Below are 15,595 nucleotides of genomic sequence, written 5' to 3' on the forward strand. Positions count from 1 at the left end.
GCGGGGGTGGATCAGGGGCGCGGCTGGTACTGCTCGCGCGGCAGAAGCTGGATCTTCACGCCGTAGCCGGAGCGGTCTTGGGGGACGTGGTCGCGTTCCTGCTCGATCAGCTCGCAGCCGGGGCAGCGCAGGGTGTCGGTGACGTAGGCGTGGGGGTCGCCGCCGCGTTCGCGGTCCCACTCCTCCAGCCGGGTGTGGCACTCCGGGCATACCGACCGCTGCCACTCCGCCCAGGCCAGCGCCTTGGCCCGGTCGAGGTCGGTCCAGCGGCCGTCGCCGCCGAAGAACTGAGAGTGCGGGATGCCGTACCGCTCGCACAGCTCCAGTTCGGCGCGCAGGCCGGCGTCACGGCTCAGCCTTTTCCCAGCTCGACCCGGCTCTCCTGCTGGATCTGCCAGGCGGCGTCCCACAGGGCATTCGCGTCCGGTGCCGACCAGCCGTTCAGCAGCTCTTCGGCCTCCTCGCGGCTCATGCCGTCCACGGAGGCCGCGGCCACCAGCGCGGCGGGGAAGGTGTCGGCGTTGAAGATCGCCCCCTCCTCCGCTTGCTGTTCGGTGGGCGGGTGCTCACTGATCAGCTCCTCCAGCACCGGGCGCGGCAGCGCGCGGAAGGTCAGGAACTCCGAGGCGGCGTCGAGTGCGTGGAGGGCCTGGTCCCGCGCCGCATCTGCGTCGGTTGCCTGGCGCGTGGCCAGCTCGTCACCCGGGTTGGCCTCGGCGACGAACCGTGCACGGCGGGCGGCCTGCTCAGCTTCGTCGTACCGCTGGCGCAGCTCGGCGTCATCGCATATGCGCAGCCGGTTCTGCGGGCGGGCTCGGCGGCGGAGCCGTTCCATCTTGGCCGACCACGCCCCCTCCGCCGCAGTGGTGGAGGGGGACAGGCGCTTGGCCTGTGCGGGGCGCGACACGATCAGCCCTCGTCAGCGTCGTGCTCGCGGACCGTCGCCTCGGTCTTGGTCTTCGTGGTGCTGACCACGGTCACGTCGACGTGGTCACCGTCGTGGTGGCCGTGCCCGTGGTCGTCGTCGCAGTCCTCGTCCGGCAGCGGACGGGGATGGGCCTGCGGCACGGGGCGGTCGAGCGACGGCTCGTCGGTGATCGTGAAGTCCACCTTGAACTTCGCGGCCTCGTTGCCAGTGCTGTACGTCGCGGCGCGGGTGGCGACCTGCACGGGGAAGACGTCCACCGAGCGTGAGCCGGGCAGGTCGCCCTTGCGGAGCAGGATGACGTAGCCCTTCGCGCCCTTGGGGAGCTGCTGCTCGATCTCGTCGGAGAAGCGGTCCTCGTAGAACGTCAGGCTGGAGTTCTCGGCCTTGTCGTTGCCCGGGATCGAGGAGTTGAAGGTCGAGCCCATGTCGGGGGTCTCGATGGGGTCGTTCTCCAGCGCCCAGCCCTCGATGTCCGAAACGGCGTCGGTCAGGCCGAAGGCGTTGGTGATCTCCCGGCGGCTGGGGTACTTCGGGTCGTTGAGATCCTTCGACCAGAGGATCTTGGAGATGCCGCGCCGCAGAAATCGGGTCTGGGTCTTCTTCGTGCTCGTGGACACAGGTCCGCTCCCACTTCTGGGGCAGCGTCCCGTGCCGAGGCCCTGCCCCTTGAGGTTCAAAGGGGGTTCGCCTGGCCTGGGGCCTAGCGTCCGCGCGGGCCTCCGCGGTGAGGATCAGAAGAAACGTTCCTTCATGCTGGGGTCACGGTGATCGTGACCCGCTGCACGTAGGACACGATAGCGCCTGCCGCCGACACCGAGGGTTCCCCTCCGGCGTCGTAGGTCAACTCCCTGTCGATAACGCGGACTTCGGGAACATGCAGGTCATGGGTCCAGCGGCCGTCGGTCCGGCCGACGACGCCGGCGCGTACGCGGTCGGCCAGCCACTCGACCTGATCGGCTCGTTCCCCGACCGAGGTGACCTGGTAGGCCCAGGCGACATCGGCATGCCAGTCCCAAAGGGGCGGGCCTGCGAACTCGGCGGGCAGCGAGTCGAGGATCGTGTACGGGACGGGCGCGGGCTCCCAGCCGGACTTGCTCTGGACACGTGGGAGTTCGCCGAGACCGCACGGGCGGCCCGTGGCGTGCTCCAGGAGGGCGGCGAGCGCGCGGGTCACCGGAAGACGAGCGGTCACGGCAGCACCCCATCGGCCAGGGCCTGGATGAACGCCGGTTCGGTCTGCCGGAAGGCGGGCTCGACGTGCGGGAACGGCGGCTGCCGGTAGTGCCGCCCGAGGCTGTCCACGCCGACGAAGCCGTACTCCAGTCGTCGCGCCTGCGGGGCGTCGGAGAACACCTCGGCGGTCACCTCGCCGCCGCTGGCGCGCATCCGCACGTCCCAGGAGGCGCGGTACTGGCCGGTGATCACGTTCGGGCCCGGCCTACCGCTCGCGTTCCGCTGGATGCGGACCCGCAGCAGCATGGCGTGGTGCCGTGTGATCGTCCGCGTGCGAGCGCGGGCGGCCGGACCCATCCGGGCCAGCGTGGCAGCCAGCGCGATCGGATCACGGAAGGCGGTCGCGTCCGGGTGAGCGTTGGGGTGCGGGTTCGCCGTGGCCATCAGTCGATCACCTGCACCCTGACGATGCGCACCACGCTGTAGCTGCCCACCGCTTCGTCGGAGACGCGGAACCGGCGGCCCACCAACTGCGGGTCGCGAGGACCATCCGGACGGACTGATCCAGCCACGCGGATCACGTCGTCGCGCCCCAGTACCGGAGCGTCGACCGGAAGCACGGCCTGGTAGTCGGTGGTCGGCGGCTCGACGGCGACCGACCCGCCAAGGGGCTGGGTGATGGCCGGGCGGCCGATCGGCATCACCGCGCCGAGCCCATCCCAGACCAGCTCCTCGTCCGGCGCGGCCGGCACGAGCCGCCCCGTGGTCTCGTCCAGCACGTCATCCGTACGGCCCGCGCTGTCCCGCCACACCTCCAGCTTGTCGTCCAGGATGCGACCGACGACCCGACGCGCACCGTCCACATCAAAGGCCATGAGCCCACTCCACGAGCTGGGTGAGCATCGCCTTCGTCAGCGAGTAAGGCTCGGTGCCCAGGTCGGGCCGGGCCAGCGCGGCGCGCTCCAGCGCCTCCGGGTCGATCGCGTCGAGGAACACGGCCGCCGCGGGGCCGGGGTCAGGGAGGTCGGCCACCGCGACGCGGGCCAGCCCAGACCACTGGGTGTCGCCACGGTCCGCGACGTGCAGCAGAACCTCCGGCCGTTCCCCGGCGAAGTGGCTGACCGAGTACGCCTTGACGGCGCTCGGATCGATTCGCGTGCCGTCAATCTCGATGCCGGCCTGATCGCCCCGTGCCCTGATCTCCACGCGCCGGACGGTGGCCGTGTCGTTCGTCTGATCCATTCAGCCGACGCTAACGCCGCTGTCGGACGTGGTGGGCGCACCATCTGGTCACTGCCCGAAAGGACTGTTTCCTATTTCGTGGCGACTCACCACTTCTTGCTCGATGCGAGCGGCGACTGCGGGCCACTGCACGGGAAGCCCCGCAACGGCCGTCCAGTAGCGGTGGGACGATCGAACTGCGACGCTCACTCCCAGGCGAACCGTCTCTGGCTTGAGCGCCGCAAGGACGCGTCGGGTTATCCCTCCTGCGCCCCTCGGGGCGGGCATGATGCCGTTTCCAAGGAGGAGTGTCGCCGTACGCAGAGCGTCAAGGGTTGCGGGAGGCGCTGCATCAACAAGGGGACCGAAGACAAGCTCATGCCACTTTCGACGAGTTCGGGCCCAGGCCAACCGCTCAAGGCCTGTTCCTAGATCTACGGCCATGCACCGAGGGTCCTTGGCGTTCCAGAGGAGGACAATGTCACCCAAGGTCAGGTCCAAGTGCCGGAACCGCAGGGTTATTCCTTCGACTTGACTTCGCCTCCACACCCGCAAGTGCCCGTAGACGCTTATATGCCGAGCGTGGAAACCGAGTTGAGAGAGCACCGACAGCCAGGCGTCCAAAACTTGCCCGTACTCGTCAATATGCCCTACGGGCTGGACGCACGAGACGTTGACGAATGATGTGAGAAATCCGTCGCAGAGCTCTCCGGACGCAGAGCGTTGCCCGGTGAATCGGACCACTGGTTGAGGAATGAAGCCGCGTCTATAGGTTATAGGACGCCCCTCCTTGAGGAGCGGGTCAAGTGCTTGGACGGCAGAGATGGTCAGTTCGGTTTCGCGGCCCCATCGGAGGGGGAGGCATGCGTCCCGGAGGAAGCCTTGAGCGGCGAAGGCGTGTTCGAGAGTGCCGAGCAGTTGCTCCCAGGACAGTGGCCCGCGAGGCGGGCGGTACGGGGAGTCGCGATGGGGATGCTTGACCTCCAGCGTGTCCCCATCCTGGTAGAACTCCCAATGAGCGCCTAACGCTCGGCGAAGCACCCCTGGAATCCGTAGGCCAAGCTCCCTACTCAACATGGCCGAGCCGCCATGGCCTCGAAGTGCCGCGCGGGATCGAATCGCTGTTGTCCGATCGCCTGCACCCGACTGTGATCGCGCGGCTCAGTCTCTTCGATAGCCTCGGCCAGTCGGCGGGCTGCGGTCTCGTCGTCCTCTTCGGGACTGACGACCGCGACCACGCCGGTATCACCGCACAATGCTGCCTCGGCACAAGTCCCTTCGCGCCAAACCAGTGCGGCGATGGGCGTGCCGGCTCGTAGGGACTCACCGAACACCGCCGCTCCCGCCTCCACATAGTTCCGCGCGTATGTGTAGACGAACACCGACGCGTCGCGGATGGCGGCGGTCTTGGCGGGGCCGCCGAGTTCACCCACCCACTCGACGTGATCTGCAGCGAAGAGCTTGTTCCGACGAACATATTCCTCGTCGAAGACCGGTCCGACGATTCGGATGCGGCGGCCGAGAATCTCCGCCGCCCTCACGGCGAGGTGCGGAGCCTTCTCCTCATCTATTCGTCCGAGCCACACGAGGTCCCGACCCCGAACGGCTCGCGGTTCGTCCTCCTGGAGCCCCAAGTGAACGGCGAGTTCGGGGATCGGTTGGTGTGCGGCGTACCGCTCGATCATTTCGGACGAGTAGCAGTACAGCCGTGACCGCTTGCCGTCGAACGCGGTGGCGGTGTGCTGGAAGACGGGAGAGTGCTGGAACGTGGCCACATCGCAGTCCAACTCGTCCCAGGTGCGAGTCCACGTAGCCAGCGAGGGGTATTCGTGGCCGACGACGAGGAGGTCGTAGCCGGTGTCTCGGAGGTCGCGCTCGGCCAGAGATCCGGCGGTGACGTCTTCGAGACGGACCGGCTTACGGACCCATTCGGATTCGAGGTCCGGGAGCCAGCCCGGACCAAGGAGGTGTACGTCGGCGCCTGCGGCACGGGCGCCTACCGCGACCGCCCACAGCCATCGTTCGATCCCGCCGTATCCGGCAGGGGGAAAAGCGTAGCTACCAGGAAAGTCGCAGACGCCGACGAGCACTATGCCTCCGGTGTTCCGTCCGCCGAAATCCGGCGGAAGCCGAGGTATGGGACGAGGGATTCGGGCAGGAGGATGGAGCCGTCCTGCTGCTGGCACTGCTCGAGGAGAGCAGCCAGGGTGCGGCCGATAGGCAGTCCGGAGCCGTTGAGGGTGGCGACGAGCTTGGGCTTGCCGTCCTCGCCGCGTGTCCGGATGTTCGCCCGGCGGGCTTGGAAGGTGCCGAAGTTCGAGACCGACGAGATTTCGCGGTACGTGTTCTGGCTCGGGATCCAGACCTCGATGTCGTAGGTGAGCTGGGCTGAGAAGCCCGTGTCGCCGGCGGCCAGCTTGATGACGCGGTAGGCGAGGCCGAGTTCCTTCAGGCACGCCTCGGCATGGCCGATCATCTTCTCCAGCTCGGCGTCGGCGTCCGCCGGGTCGACGATGCGAACGATCTCGACCTTGGCGAACTGGTGCTGGCGGATCAGTCCACGGGTATCGCGGCCATACGAGCCCGCCTCCGACCGGAAGCACGGGGTGTGCGCGGTGAATGCGAGCGGCAGCTCTGCCGGGGGGATGATCTCATCGGCGTAGAGGTTGGTCAGCGGAACCTCGGCCGTCGGGATGAGGAACAGTTCGCGATCGGCGACACCGGTCTTGAACAGGTCCTCCTCGAACTTCGGGAGCTGGCCGGTCCCGGTCATGGTCTTGCGAGTGACGAGATAGGGCACCGCGTATTCGACGTAGCCATGCCGACGCGTGTGGAGGTCGAGGAAGAGCGTAGCCAGGGCACGCTCCAGAGCGGCACCAGCGCCACGAGAGACCGCGAAGCGCGGTCCGGACAGCTTCGTGGCCCGGCCGAAGTCGAGGATGCCGGTGGCCTCGCCCAGATCAACGTGGTCCTTCGGTTCGAACGCGAACGCGGGGGGCGTGCCGACGCGCCGGATCTCGACCGCGAACTCCTCGGAGTCGCCATCGGGGGCCGAGTCGTCCGGCAGGTTCGGGATGCTCAGGAGCAGGTCACGGAGCTGGGCCTCGATTTGCTCTTGGTCGGCCTCGATCTCTCGGATTTGCTCCTTGATCTCGCGGGCGCGCTCCTTGAGCTTGGTGATGTCGCCGCCCTGCTTGGCCGTCTGCTGGACCTCGCTCGCCACCCGCTTGGACTCTGCCCGCAGCTCGTCGGCCGAGCGGATGTTCTGGTTGCGCCGAGAGTGGAGGGACTCCAGCTCGGACAGGTCCAGGGTGTAGCCGCGACGAGCGAGCCGACGAACCGCTTCGGCACCCATGTCGATCAGGGCGCGGGCATCATGCATGAGGGGTCCTTCTCCTCCGGGAAGTGAGCTATTGCTCCGACGGTAGCAACTGCCGAGATGGCGCTGCCCCGCTTATATAGCCGCGTCACCCCCTTCCCCGAGGTCTCTGCGAGACTCCATAGCAAGATCAGATAGAAGATCCTCGATCCAGACGGTGAGCGTGTCGTCCGCAACGTCGAGCGGCTGGACGCACGGGGCCTCAGAGAAGTGCAGAGGCATCGCCTCGCCCCCGGACCGGTCACGCTGCCAGAGCAGCACGGACAGCAGCAGACCGTGGCACACCACGAGGCGAGGCCCAGGGACAGCTAGGCAGTCCCGCAGCCCGAGGAGCATCCTGCGGATCCCTTCCCGCTGGGATTCTGCAGCGCCTGACGGACGCCTCCATGCACCATGGTGATCAAGCCAATCACCGTATGTGAGCCAAGGACCGCCTTCGAAGTCGCCGTAATCCAGTTCGTTCAGCCTGGCCTCGACAACCAGCTCGGCGGCGGGGACACCGGTGAGCAGGACCGCGGTCTGCTGGGCTCGCGGGAAGCCGCTGGCGATCCATGTTTTCGTGCTGTGAAGCGGAAGCACGGCCCAGGCTCGCTGGCACGATCGGATTCCCTCTGCGCTGAGCTCGACCGGAACGGAGGGGTCCCCATTGACGAGGTACTTCATGCTGTACTCGGTCTGACCGTGGCGGACGATGTGCGTCCTCATCCGTCGCTCCCTGAGCCTCGGGCGGATAAGAAGGAGAGAAGCTCCAACATCTGGGGTGCTCGCGGATCATCGGTGTCCACGTAGTAGAGGAGGCCGTCCAAGGACAGCAACCTGCACCATGGGGCGATCACCGGCACCGGGATGCGGGAGACTCTGGACGCCGTCGCGAGCCGTACGTTCGTCTCACGACCGAGGTCGTAGTAGACGGTCCAAAAGGCCCAATCGAACACCGCGTCTCCGACCATGGGCACCGGGTCGATCAGCCGCGGATGCCCGGTGCTGTCGAACGCCACGTTCTCGCGATACATGTCCCCGTGCAGCACGGTGGGCTGACCTGTGCCTTCCACGAGTCTGTGAATCGCTCGGAACTCGTGGTCGGCGAACGGCTGCCAGGAACCGAGATCGAGACTTCGCACCCGTTTCTCGATCCTCGGGAAGACCTCGAAACGCAGGTAGTCACCGAGGAGGGGGAGGTGACCGGTGAGGGGTCTGACCCGTCCGAGAGTGTGCAGCCCTTGCAGTGCGGCAGCCACGACTTGTGTCTCCCGCTGGCGCCAACTGGAACCTCCCGGACGACCGCCCACCATTTCCAGAACGGCCACCGCCATGTCGTCGTCGGCCTCAACGACGTCCGCCGTCGGCCCGCCGGCCCACAACCGCAACGCTCGAATCTCGTGGCGGTAGCGGGCCGGGTCCACCCAAGCCTTGACGATCAGCGGACGCCCGTCGAGGGCCGTGGCCGTCACGATCACCGAGGCGTGTCCGGCGTCGTGGTACCCGCCGAGGGAGAGCTGCCAGCATTCCGCTACCTGCCTCAGCACGCACGGAACGGCATCGAGCCATTCCTGAGCCTTCGGTCCATAGTGAGCGAGTAGCCGCCGTCGACATCCCGGGGGCACCTCGCCGAGCGTCCGCGTCGTCATCAGCTCAGCACGACCCCATCGTGAACGAGCTCGTCGGTTAGGGCCGGGAACTCGTCCAGGGCCTCGGTGACGAGCGCCTGCACCTTGTCGATCTCGACCTCCCCCGCGGCGAGACGGACCAGGACGCGCCAGGGCTGGTCGAGCCTCTGCCCGGTGGTGCTCACCAGGTGCACCTCCGCGTGCTCTCCCGTGGCCTCGTTGAGCCGGCGGGCGAGCCGGAGGGCGGCGATGTTGTAGAGCTTGCCAACGTGGTAGACGGGGTTCTTACCGCTGGCTCCCTCCAGGTTCATCGGCCGCAGAGGCGTGATGAGTCCGTTGACGCGGTTCCCTCGGCCGACGACGCCCTCATCCCCGGACTCGATCGAGCTGCCGGTGTACGTCAGGTAGAGCTCGTCCTTCTCGGGCATGTCGCGGGCGTTGAGGCGGAAGTCCGCGTCCGCGCCGGGCAGCCTGCTGTCGGCGAGGCGATGGCACTCCGCGAGGACCGCCTCCGTGTTCTGGACGTACTCGGCCCGACTCGCGACATGGCGGGACTTCTGGGGCACGCACAGCACGATGTCCGCGTGTTGGCCGTCCCAGTAGCCCATGAGCTTGACGTCCGAGCCGCACCACGGATGGGCCCGCGTGAAGTCACTCTGTCCCGAGAAGTGATCCACCAGGTCGCGAACGAAGGTCTCGAATGGGCTCTCAGGGGCCCAACCCGTGCCGAGCGACGTGTCGTTCGAGAGACGCACCCGACGTTCGCGGAGGTCGTCGATCGACCGGGGGTTGAACCAGCGAGTCCGATCCGGAACGGCGTCTCCGGTGAGCACCGCACCCGGGCTTGAGTTACTCGTGATGTTGTAGGCGATGTCGAGGTGGTCAGCCACCTCCGGCAGGCGCTCGGCGAAGAACGCCCTTACCTCCGCCTCGACGATCTCGGTGACGGGGATGGTCTCTCCGCCGCACATGGGAGCCGCCCGCCCGTTGACCAGAACACGCACGGGAGAGGTCATCCGACCGCCGCTGTACCGGACTTCACTCGCACCGCCGAGGAGCGCCAGCTTGTCGAAGTTGTGGTGCAGCACGGCGCCGAAGTGCTCCACCGTGTACCGGCTGTACGCGCGGGACAATCGCTCCGCGAGGTGGTCGGCGAGCGTGTCCGGGTGGCCGAGGCCCTTGCGCTCGACGATGGTCGTCGCGTCGGGAGGGATCACCCCCGCCTCGATCACTACGTGGCTGTTGCCGAAGGTCGCGGTGGTTCGTTGCATGGCCTACTCCGATTTCGAAGGGTTGGAAAGGGACGTGCGGTCTCGCGGGCCTCGTTGGGCCGAGTTAGCGCCGTTCTCAGCGCGGGACACCAGCCGCGCGCAGGTGGGCGATCGTTCGAGCGAGTTCCGCGCAGGCTGCCGCGGGATCGTCCTCCGCGACGAGCTGATAAAGGTCATGCGATGGCAGGAGCAGGATGTCTCCGGCTCTCCGTCGGTCGAGCCATAGGGCAAGACGCCAGGCCAACACCGCGCCAGGAACAGGAAGTTGGCTGATGAGCCCGACGGGGATTCGGTGGACTGGAACCGACGAATAGATCAGGTCGCGTATGAGGTGGAAGATCGCGTCGGCGTGATCGCTGGACGCTGGCCCTCGTCCGCTGGCCTCCCAGTCGAGAACGTGACGCCGGCTGCCGTCGAACAGGAGATGGTCCGGTTTGAGGTCACCGTGAAGGTAAACCGTTGGCAGGGCGTCGCAAGGCTTCAGAGAAGCCTCCAGCGACCCCCACCATGGCAGTCGTCGGCAGGCGAGAGACATCTGGTCGAGAAGGAAGCGACTGTTGCCTCTGTTCGCGTCACCCTTCTGCTGGGTCCAGCCGGCTCCGGGAGGCAGTGCGACGACTTGACTATGTAACCGCTCGGTCGTCGAGACAACGTGACAGAGGTAATGCTGAATCCCCTTGGCCGTGTCGAATGAACAAGGCTTGCCGGGCACGGTCGACAGCACGGTCCAGGCATGGGTCTTCTGTTCACCAGTCGCCAGGACGCGGGGCACAGAGAACCCCCAGTCGGCGGCGAGAGTCAGAGCCTCGACCTCCCGGCGCCGCCTCTCGTGCGGGGAGACACAACGGTAGATCTTGAGCACGGACCGGCCGTCGATGGCCCGGCGCGTGATCGAGTTGGGCTTGACCTTCGCCGGGCCGTAACCCCCGAGCTGACGCTGCAGGACTCCGAGGCGCGGAGGGCGGAACGGCGTGTGCTCTTGCCCATCCGACACAGGCTGCTGCTCTGTCTCCGCGCTCTGCCCTGCACTACTCATCATGGTCTGGCCCTCCCAGCGGCTGGCTTGGCTGACAACTAGGCAACTTCAGAAGGGAGTTGCGCGGTACCGTGATCAGGGGTGTCGAAGGGTGTCGTTTCCGTTACCTCGGCCAGGGGGCGCTGCATGACGAACGATCGGCTTGCGAGTTGGCTCGACCGCTCAGGACTGAGTCGTGGCGAGTTGGCGCGACGCGTGAAGGCCAAGGCGTTGCTGTGGAACGAGCCCCATGTCGCCACCAGCACGACGCGGGTCCGCTTCTGGATCGAAGGACAGATTCCGCGCCAGCCGTTGCCCGACATCATCGCGGCGGTCTTCTCGGATCACTTCGGATACCGGGTCACAACGTATGATCTCGGGCTCGGGGAAGGCGCAGGCGCTGAACGCGCGCTCGTGTACAACTCTTCCTACGCGGCTACCGTGGAGGTTGTCGCAGACCTCGGGAGAGCTGACGTGGATCGACGTAACTTCCTTGCAGGCGTGCCGTTCGCAGCCCTTGCCGGTGTAGGGCCATCGCGCGACTGGCTGATGAACACCCTCGACCAGAGTCCAGAGCCCGGCCCCCGCGTACGTCTTGAGGACGTGACGGCGGTGAGGAACATGTTCGGCGAGTTCCAGAAGATGGACGTACTTCAAGGAGGCGGTTCCGGTCGCCTGATCCTCGCCGAGTACATGAACCAGCACGTCTACCCTCTGCTCCGTCGCACCTACAGCGATGACGTGCGGCGGGCACTCTGCGAAGCGGCGGCCGAGCAGACGTACCTTCTCGGGTGGATGGCCTACGACAACGGCGAACACGGCGTAGCCCAGAGGTATCTGATCCAGTCCTTGCGTCTCGCGGAGGAATCCGGCAACGCGGCCTTGGGCTCCCACGTGCTCGCGGGTATGGCCGACCAGGCAACCCTTCTCGGAGATCCCGCCGAAGGACGGCGCCTGGCCCAGGCGGGGCGTCTCGGCCTGACCCACGCGAACTCGCCGGCCTGCCTCGCGGACCTCTGGTGCCTGGAGGCGCGCGCGCTCGCACTGCTCGGAGACAAGACCGCGGCGACTCGGGCCGTGGTCGAGTCGGAGAAGGCGTACGCGAACGCGCGGCTGAATGAGGAGCCGGAGTGGGCGGCGTTCATCGATCCGGCCTACCTGCACGGCGAGCACGCCAATACGTTCCGGGACCTTGGGGACGCGGCTTCCGCGGACGAGCACGCCCGCAGGTCCATTGACCATGCCAGGAGCCAGAAACGCGCTCGACGTGGGGCCATGTCGCAAGCCGCTCTTGCCGTCTCTCACTTGCAGAGGAACGACCTCGAAGCGGCCTACGCGGCCGGTGTTCGCACTTTGAACTTGACCCAGCAGGTGAGGTCCTCGCGTGCCGTAGAGGCCGTGCATGACCTTCAACGACGCATGCGACCCTTCGGCAGTCATCGGCTCGTGGCCGACTTCAACGAGCGGGCCAGGGAGCTCACCGCAGCAGCGTAGTGACGAGGCGGGCGCTGCGCTTGGGACGGGGGCGCGGACGAACTCGTCGATGAGGGGACGCACGTCCTCGAGCAGCGCATGGTGAGGCTCCATCGGTTAATCGCCATTGGAGGGCGAGGGGCTTGCAACGGTCACGTCGGTGTGACCATGACAGCGGTCCGGAGGCGTGCGAAGTATCACGAGCGGTTACCGAAGCTGCTCATCAGCCGTTCATGGCCGAAGGGCCTGACTTTTCAACATCCGCTTTCACATGCGTTCATGAGAGGCTGACCTAGGCTCCGGATCATGACCAGGGATGGGCAGGCGGTAGGCGCAGTGGGGAAGAGTCGGCCGGGGTGGCGCCCGGACAGGCTGAGGCAGCAACGCGAAGCCCACGGCCTGACGCTCGAAGGCGCGGGCGAGCAGCTGCGCGAGGTTGCCCGGGCTGCGGGACTCGCGGTGCCGGCCGCCAACTTCCAGACGCTGTGGCAGCACGAGCAGGGTGAGGTCTATCCCGGACCGCACTATCGCCGCGCGTATTGCCTGTTGTACCGCGCGACCGAGCCTGAGCTCGGCTTCCGCAACGCCCTGCCTGACGAGGCTAGGAAGCTCAAGTTCACCGAGTCGAGCGAACCGCACAACGGGGCCCACGTGCTGGCTGTGGAGCGGGCGTTGCTTCAGCTCTCGCCCGGTACGGAGGACACCGACGGACGAGGCATACAGCAGCGCATCCTCGATGCCTGGAAGCGCCGCCACACCGGCGGCGACCCGAACAAGCCGACGCTGATGATGGTCGGGGGGTACGCAGGCAGCGGGAAGTCGGAGTTCGCTCGCTTCATATCCCAGCTCACCGGCTGGCCCGTCCTCGACAAGGACCCGATCACGCGCCCCCTCGTCGAGCGCCTCCTCGTAGAAATGGGCAGCGACCCGAATGACCGGCACACCGACCTCTACCGGGAGAAAGTCCGCCCGCTGGAATACCAGTGCCTGCTGGAGACCGCCTACGCGAACATCGACTGCGCGATCAGCACGGTACTCACCGCACCGTTCATCGCCGAGATCACCGATCCTCGGTGGATGCGGCGCCTGATCAATCGCTGCGAAGCACGTGGCGTCACCGTCGCTGTCGTCTGGATCCAGTGCGACATCGACACCATGTACGAGTACATCAGCTTCCGTTCCGCCGCACGGGACAGCTGGAAGCTGCAGAACTGGGATGCGTACGCCGTCGGAATCGATCCCGAGCTGCGGCCCGTCGTACCGCACTTGGTTGTCGACAACCGGCTTGGCGCCGCGATATCGCTCACGGACCAGGTACGTCAGGTCTTCGGGACGGTGTTCCAATGAGGAGGGGCATCCTGCTGTACGGGCCACCGGCGGCAGGCAAGGACACGATCACGGACATACTCACCGAACTCGACGCGCGGTACGTCCGGTTCGCCCGACTCAAGATCGGGGAGGGGAACACCAAGGGCTACCGAATGGGCACACCGGAACAGCTGGCCGCCCTGGAGGCACGCGGCGACGTCATCTACCGCAACGAACGGTACGGCAACGTCTACGTTGTCGACCGGCCTGGCCTCGAGAACGTCATGGAGGGGGGCCGGATCCCCGTCATCCACCTCGGGCAAATGACGGGCATGGGGCAGGTCTCCTCCCTATTCACTGCGCACTGGGTGCGCGTGCTGCTGTGGTGCTCCAAGGAGACCACCGCCCTACGCTCACCGCAGCGGGGCGACAAGGACACGGCGGCTCGGCTGACTGCATGGGACGCCACAGAGGCCGACCTTGCGGCTCATCCGCAGACTCAGTGGCATCTGCGTGTGGACACAGATGCGACGGCGCCCCGGGAGGCAGCCAAGAGAATCGACGTCATCGTCCGCACCGCGTCATCGGACGCCTGACAGCCAGGATGCCGGCGACCCGGTTGGTGCAGCTCAACTCGGGTCGTCCAGGCCTTGCTAATCGTGCAGGGCTTCCAGGGCCTCGGCAATGTCCAGTTGCTCGTCCCTCTTGCCGTCCCACCGGGCGAGCGTCGCGGCAGCGGCGTGCATCAGGGAGTCCGGCAAGCCGACGTCAGAGAGCAGAGCTGCCGCGTCCTCGAGTTCCGGGCCCCAGCGCCAGGCACGGGCTGCGGTCTTGGGGATGTAGTCGGTCTCCACGAGGTAGCTGCGGGTGCGCTTGGCCGCAATCACCAGCAGTTCGTCCGCGACGCCGTACGACGCAGCGGCTCCGTACGCCACGGCAGCGAGGACACGAGAGACCTTCTGGTAGCTGGAGTACGCGAGCTTGAGTGCGGATGCTTGGCCGATCGTGTCACCGAGGACGTGGGTCCGCACACCGGTTCCCGCGAAGAGTTCAACGATCCGGTCAGTCTGCTTACCGGGGCCAGACAGATAGAGCATCGGGGTCTTGCCGCCCACCGGAGGCGATCCGACCACCGCGGCATCGATGACCGGCACGGGGCCCAGGCAGTCGCCGATACGCTGCACGCGCCGCGGAGCGACGGCGTTCGCTTCGACATAGATCGTATCCGTGCCGACCATGCCGAGGTCGGCCACCTGGGCGGCAACCTCCTCCGCAGCGGCCGGTGGGCATAGGGAGAGCAACACGTTGGAGCGGGAGACGAGCTCGGGCAGTGCCTCGGGTTCGAGACCCGCGTGCTCAGCTCTGCGGCGGGTAGCGTCGCTGCGTCCGTCTGGACACCACAAAACGGTGTGGCCGCAGTCGCGCATCTGGGAGCCGAAGGCGGATCCCATGCTGCCGGGGTGCAGCAGTCCGACGGTGTACGTCATGCCGTGGCCCTCGCGTGGTAGGCGCCATGCAGAAGCAGGTAGTCGATGGCGGCGCGTGCGTGCGGCACCGTGTGGTCGGGCGCGGGGTCGGCAAGTGGCCATGAGCGACTATGACCGACCCAGATGGTGCGCAGTCCCGCGGAGCTTCCGCCGCCGATGTCGTTGACCGGGTTGTCTCCGACCATCCAGCCGCCATCGCCCAGCATGACGCCACAGCGGGCCGCAGCCAGGGCGAAGTGCTCGCGCTGCGGCTTGCGCGCGTCAGCCTCCTCGGAGACGAAGACGCCGTCCACACGCTCGGCGATACCGGTGGTCCTCAACTTGGCATGCTGGATGTCCACCGCACCGTTGGTCGCTACCCCCACCCGCCAGCCGGCTCCACGCAGCTCGTCCAAGCCATCGAGGATCTCGGCCGGGCACGACACCGAGGCCGCGATGTCGACGCAGTACGCGCGCCACAACTCGTCGGGCGGCATGGGCAGCCGATATCGGGCGCGGATCACTTCGAATGTGGACGGGTAAGCACGCTCGGCGACCATGCCCAGCACGTGCGCCTGCTCCTCGTCAGCCAGGCCGTGCCGAGCGGTGAACTCGGCAGACCAGTCGGCCAGCGTTCCCCGTCGGTCCACGAGGGTGTTGTCCAGGTCGAAAAGAACAAATAGGCGCGGCACATCCCGCACTGTAGTGCGCGAGATCAACCAGTCATACTTCTCCACCTCACCGGACGATCGGA

General features: G+C 66.9%; 18 protein-coding genes. 3 read left to right on the forward strand and 15 right to left on the reverse strand.

The genetic code is table 11. The features are described from left to right. Positions 1-11: 11 nt before the first annotated feature. From IE142_RS01345 to IE142_RS01405, 13 genes are all read right to left on the reverse strand, one after another. Positions 12-410, reverse strand: coding sequence for a TFIIB-type zinc ribbon-containing protein (locus tag IE142_RS01345; RefSeq protein WP_191883995.1), 399 nt, complete (start codon positions 408-410; stop codon positions 12-14). After that, positions 353-907, reverse strand: coding sequence for a hypothetical protein (locus IE142_RS01350; RefSeq protein WP_191883996.1), 555 nt, complete (start codon positions 905-907; stop codon positions 353-355). Before IE142_RS01350 ends, IE142_RS01345 begins: the two co-directional genes overlap by 58 nt. A 2-nt stretch (positions 908-909) precedes the next feature. Beyond that, on the reverse strand, positions 910-1,545 hold the full coding sequence (locus tag IE142_RS01355; protein ID WP_191883997.1) for a phage tail tube protein: 636 nt from the start codon (positions 1,543-1,545) through the stop codon (positions 910-912). Positions 1,546-1,676: 131 nt separating this feature from the next. Beyond that, positions 1,677-2,120: a hypothetical protein gene (locus tag IE142_RS01360; RefSeq protein WP_191883998.1), complete on the reverse strand. Its 444-nt coding sequence runs from the start codon at positions 2,118-2,120 to the stop codon at positions 1,677-1,679. Beyond that, positions 2,117-2,545: an HK97 gp10 family phage protein gene (locus IE142_RS01365; RefSeq protein WP_191883999.1), complete on the reverse strand. Its 429-nt coding sequence runs from the start codon at positions 2,543-2,545 to the stop codon at positions 2,117-2,119. Before IE142_RS01365 ends, IE142_RS01360 begins: the two co-directional genes overlap by 4 nt. Continuing rightward, complete coding sequence (locus IE142_RS01370; RefSeq protein ID WP_191884000.1) at positions 2,545-2,976, reverse strand: DUF6093 family protein; 432 nt, start codon at positions 2,974-2,976, stop codon at positions 2,545-2,547. Before IE142_RS01370 ends, IE142_RS01365 begins: the two co-directional genes overlap by 1 nt. Next, on the reverse strand, positions 2,966-3,343 hold the full coding sequence (locus IE142_RS01375; protein ID WP_191884001.1) for a hypothetical protein: 378 nt from the start codon (positions 3,341-3,343) through the stop codon (positions 2,966-2,968). The genes IE142_RS01370 and IE142_RS01375 overlap by 11 nt, the downstream gene beginning before the upstream one ends. Before the next feature lie 1,049 nt (positions 3,344-4,392). Beyond that, on the reverse strand, positions 4,393-5,412 hold the full coding sequence (locus tag IE142_RS01380; protein WP_191884002.1) for a glycosyltransferase: 1,020 nt from the start codon (positions 5,410-5,412) through the stop codon (positions 4,393-4,395). Continuing rightward, a complete protein-coding gene (gene serS / locus IE142_RS01385) occupies positions 5,412-6,704 on the reverse strand; it encodes a serine--tRNA ligase (protein ID WP_191884003.1) in 1,293 nt (430 codons plus the stop codon). Before serS ends, IE142_RS01380 begins: the two co-directional genes overlap by 1 nt. A gap of 72 nt (positions 6,705-6,776) precedes the next feature. Then, the gene (locus tag IE142_RS01390) at positions 6,777-7,406 is read right to left on the reverse strand and encodes a histidine phosphatase family protein (RefSeq protein ID WP_191884004.1); all 630 of its coding nucleotides are present in this window, start codon (positions 7,404-7,406) and stop codon (positions 6,777-6,779) included. Then, the gene (locus IE142_RS01395) at positions 7,403-8,329 is read right to left on the reverse strand and encodes an aminoglycoside phosphotransferase family protein (protein ID WP_191884005.1); all 927 of its coding nucleotides are present in this window, start codon (positions 8,327-8,329) and stop codon (positions 7,403-7,405) included. Before IE142_RS01395 ends, IE142_RS01390 begins: the two co-directional genes overlap by 4 nt. Beyond that, positions 8,329-9,579: a methionine adenosyltransferase gene (locus tag IE142_RS01400; RefSeq protein ID WP_191884006.1), complete on the reverse strand. Its 1,251-nt coding sequence runs from the start codon at positions 9,577-9,579 to the stop codon at positions 8,329-8,331. The genes IE142_RS01395 and IE142_RS01400 overlap by 1 nt, the downstream gene beginning before the upstream one ends. Before the next feature lie 76 nt (positions 9,580-9,655). Next, positions 9,656-10,441: an aminoglycoside phosphotransferase family protein gene (locus tag IE142_RS01405; protein WP_229830110.1), complete on the reverse strand. Its 786-nt coding sequence runs from the start codon at positions 10,439-10,441 to the stop codon at positions 9,656-9,658. 300 nt (positions 10,442-10,741) lie between these two features. On the opposite strand from IE142_RS01405, the gene IE142_RS01410 reads away from it, so the two are divergent. The 3 genes from IE142_RS01410 to IE142_RS01420 all read left to right on the forward strand — a co-directional run bounded on the left by IE142_RS01410 (position 10,742) and on the right by IE142_RS01420 (position 13,971). Then, a complete protein-coding gene (locus IE142_RS01410) occupies positions 10,742-12,088 on the forward strand; it encodes an NsdA family TPR-like regulatory protein (protein WP_191884007.1) in 1,347 nt (448 codons plus the stop codon). Between the two features lie 285 nt (positions 12,089-12,373). After that, positions 12,374-13,414, forward strand: a complete 1,041-nt coding sequence (locus IE142_RS01415) for an AAA family ATPase (protein WP_191884008.1) — start codon at positions 12,374-12,376, stop codon at positions 13,412-13,414. Then, positions 13,411-13,971: a guanylate kinase gene (locus IE142_RS01420; protein ID WP_191884009.1), complete on the forward strand. Its 561-nt coding sequence runs from the start codon at positions 13,411-13,413 to the stop codon at positions 13,969-13,971. Before IE142_RS01415 ends, IE142_RS01420 begins: the two co-directional genes overlap by 4 nt. A 57-nt stretch (positions 13,972-14,028) precedes the next feature. On the opposite strand, the gene IE142_RS01425 is transcribed toward IE142_RS01420, so the two are convergent. Next, positions 14,029-14,862 (reverse strand): DUF1932 domain-containing protein, encoded by an 834-nt coding sequence (locus IE142_RS01425; RefSeq protein ID WP_191884010.1) that lies wholly within the window; start codon positions 14,860-14,862, stop codon positions 14,029-14,031. Continuing rightward, entirely contained in the window at positions 14,859-15,578 is a 720-nt protein-coding gene (locus IE142_RS01430; RefSeq protein ID WP_229830111.1) for an HAD family hydrolase, read from the reverse strand. Before IE142_RS01430 ends, IE142_RS01425 begins: the two co-directional genes overlap by 4 nt. Between the last annotated feature and the right edge of the window lie 17 nt (positions 15,579-15,595).

Source organism: Streptomyces mutabilis, from assembly GCF_014649815.1.
Classification (GTDB): domain Bacteria; phylum Actinomycetota; class Actinomycetes; order Streptomycetales; family Streptomycetaceae; genus Streptomyces; species Streptomyces mutabilis.

Excerpts from the sequence above, each read along its gene's own strand:
- serS (WP_191884003.1), bottom strand. The coding sequence starts at position 6,704 with ATGCATGATGCCCGCGCCCTGATCGACATGGGTGCCGAAGCGGTTCGT.
- IE142_RS01375 (WP_191884001.1), bottom strand. The coding sequence starts at position 3,343 with ATGGATCAGACGAACGACACGGCCACCGTCCGGCGCGTGGAGATCAGG.
- IE142_RS01390 (WP_191884004.1), bottom strand. The coding sequence starts at position 7,406 with ATGAGGACGCACATCGTCCGCCACGGTCAGACCGAGTACAGCATGAAG.
- IE142_RS01415 (WP_191884008.1), top strand. The coding sequence starts at position 12,374 with ATGACCAGGGATGGGCAGGCGGTAGGCGCAGTGGGGAAGAGTCGGCCG.
- IE142_RS01400 (WP_191884006.1), bottom strand. The coding sequence starts at position 9,579 with ATGCAACGAACCACCGCGACCTTCGGCAACAGCCACGTAGTGATCGAG.
- IE142_RS01395 (WP_191884005.1), bottom strand. The coding sequence starts at position 8,329 with ATGACGACGCGGACGCTCGGCGAGGTGCCCCCGGGATGTCGACGGCGG.
- IE142_RS01365 (WP_191883999.1), bottom strand. The coding sequence starts at position 2,545 with ATGGCCACGGCGAACCCGCACCCCAACGCTCACCCGGACGCGACCGCC.
- IE142_RS01420 (WP_191884009.1), top strand. The coding sequence starts at position 13,411 with ATGAGGAGGGGCATCCTGCTGTACGGGCCACCGGCGGCAGGCAAGGAC.
- IE142_RS01410 (WP_191884007.1), top strand. The coding sequence starts at position 10,742 with ATGACGAACGATCGGCTTGCGAGTTGGCTCGACCGCTCAGGACTGAGT.
- IE142_RS01425 (WP_191884010.1), bottom strand. The coding sequence starts at position 14,862 with ATGACGTACACCGTCGGACTGCTGCACCCCGGCAGCATGGGATCCGCC.
- IE142_RS01370 (WP_191884000.1), bottom strand. The coding sequence starts at position 2,976 with ATGGCCTTTGATGTGGACGGTGCGCGTCGGGTCGTCGGTCGCATCCTG.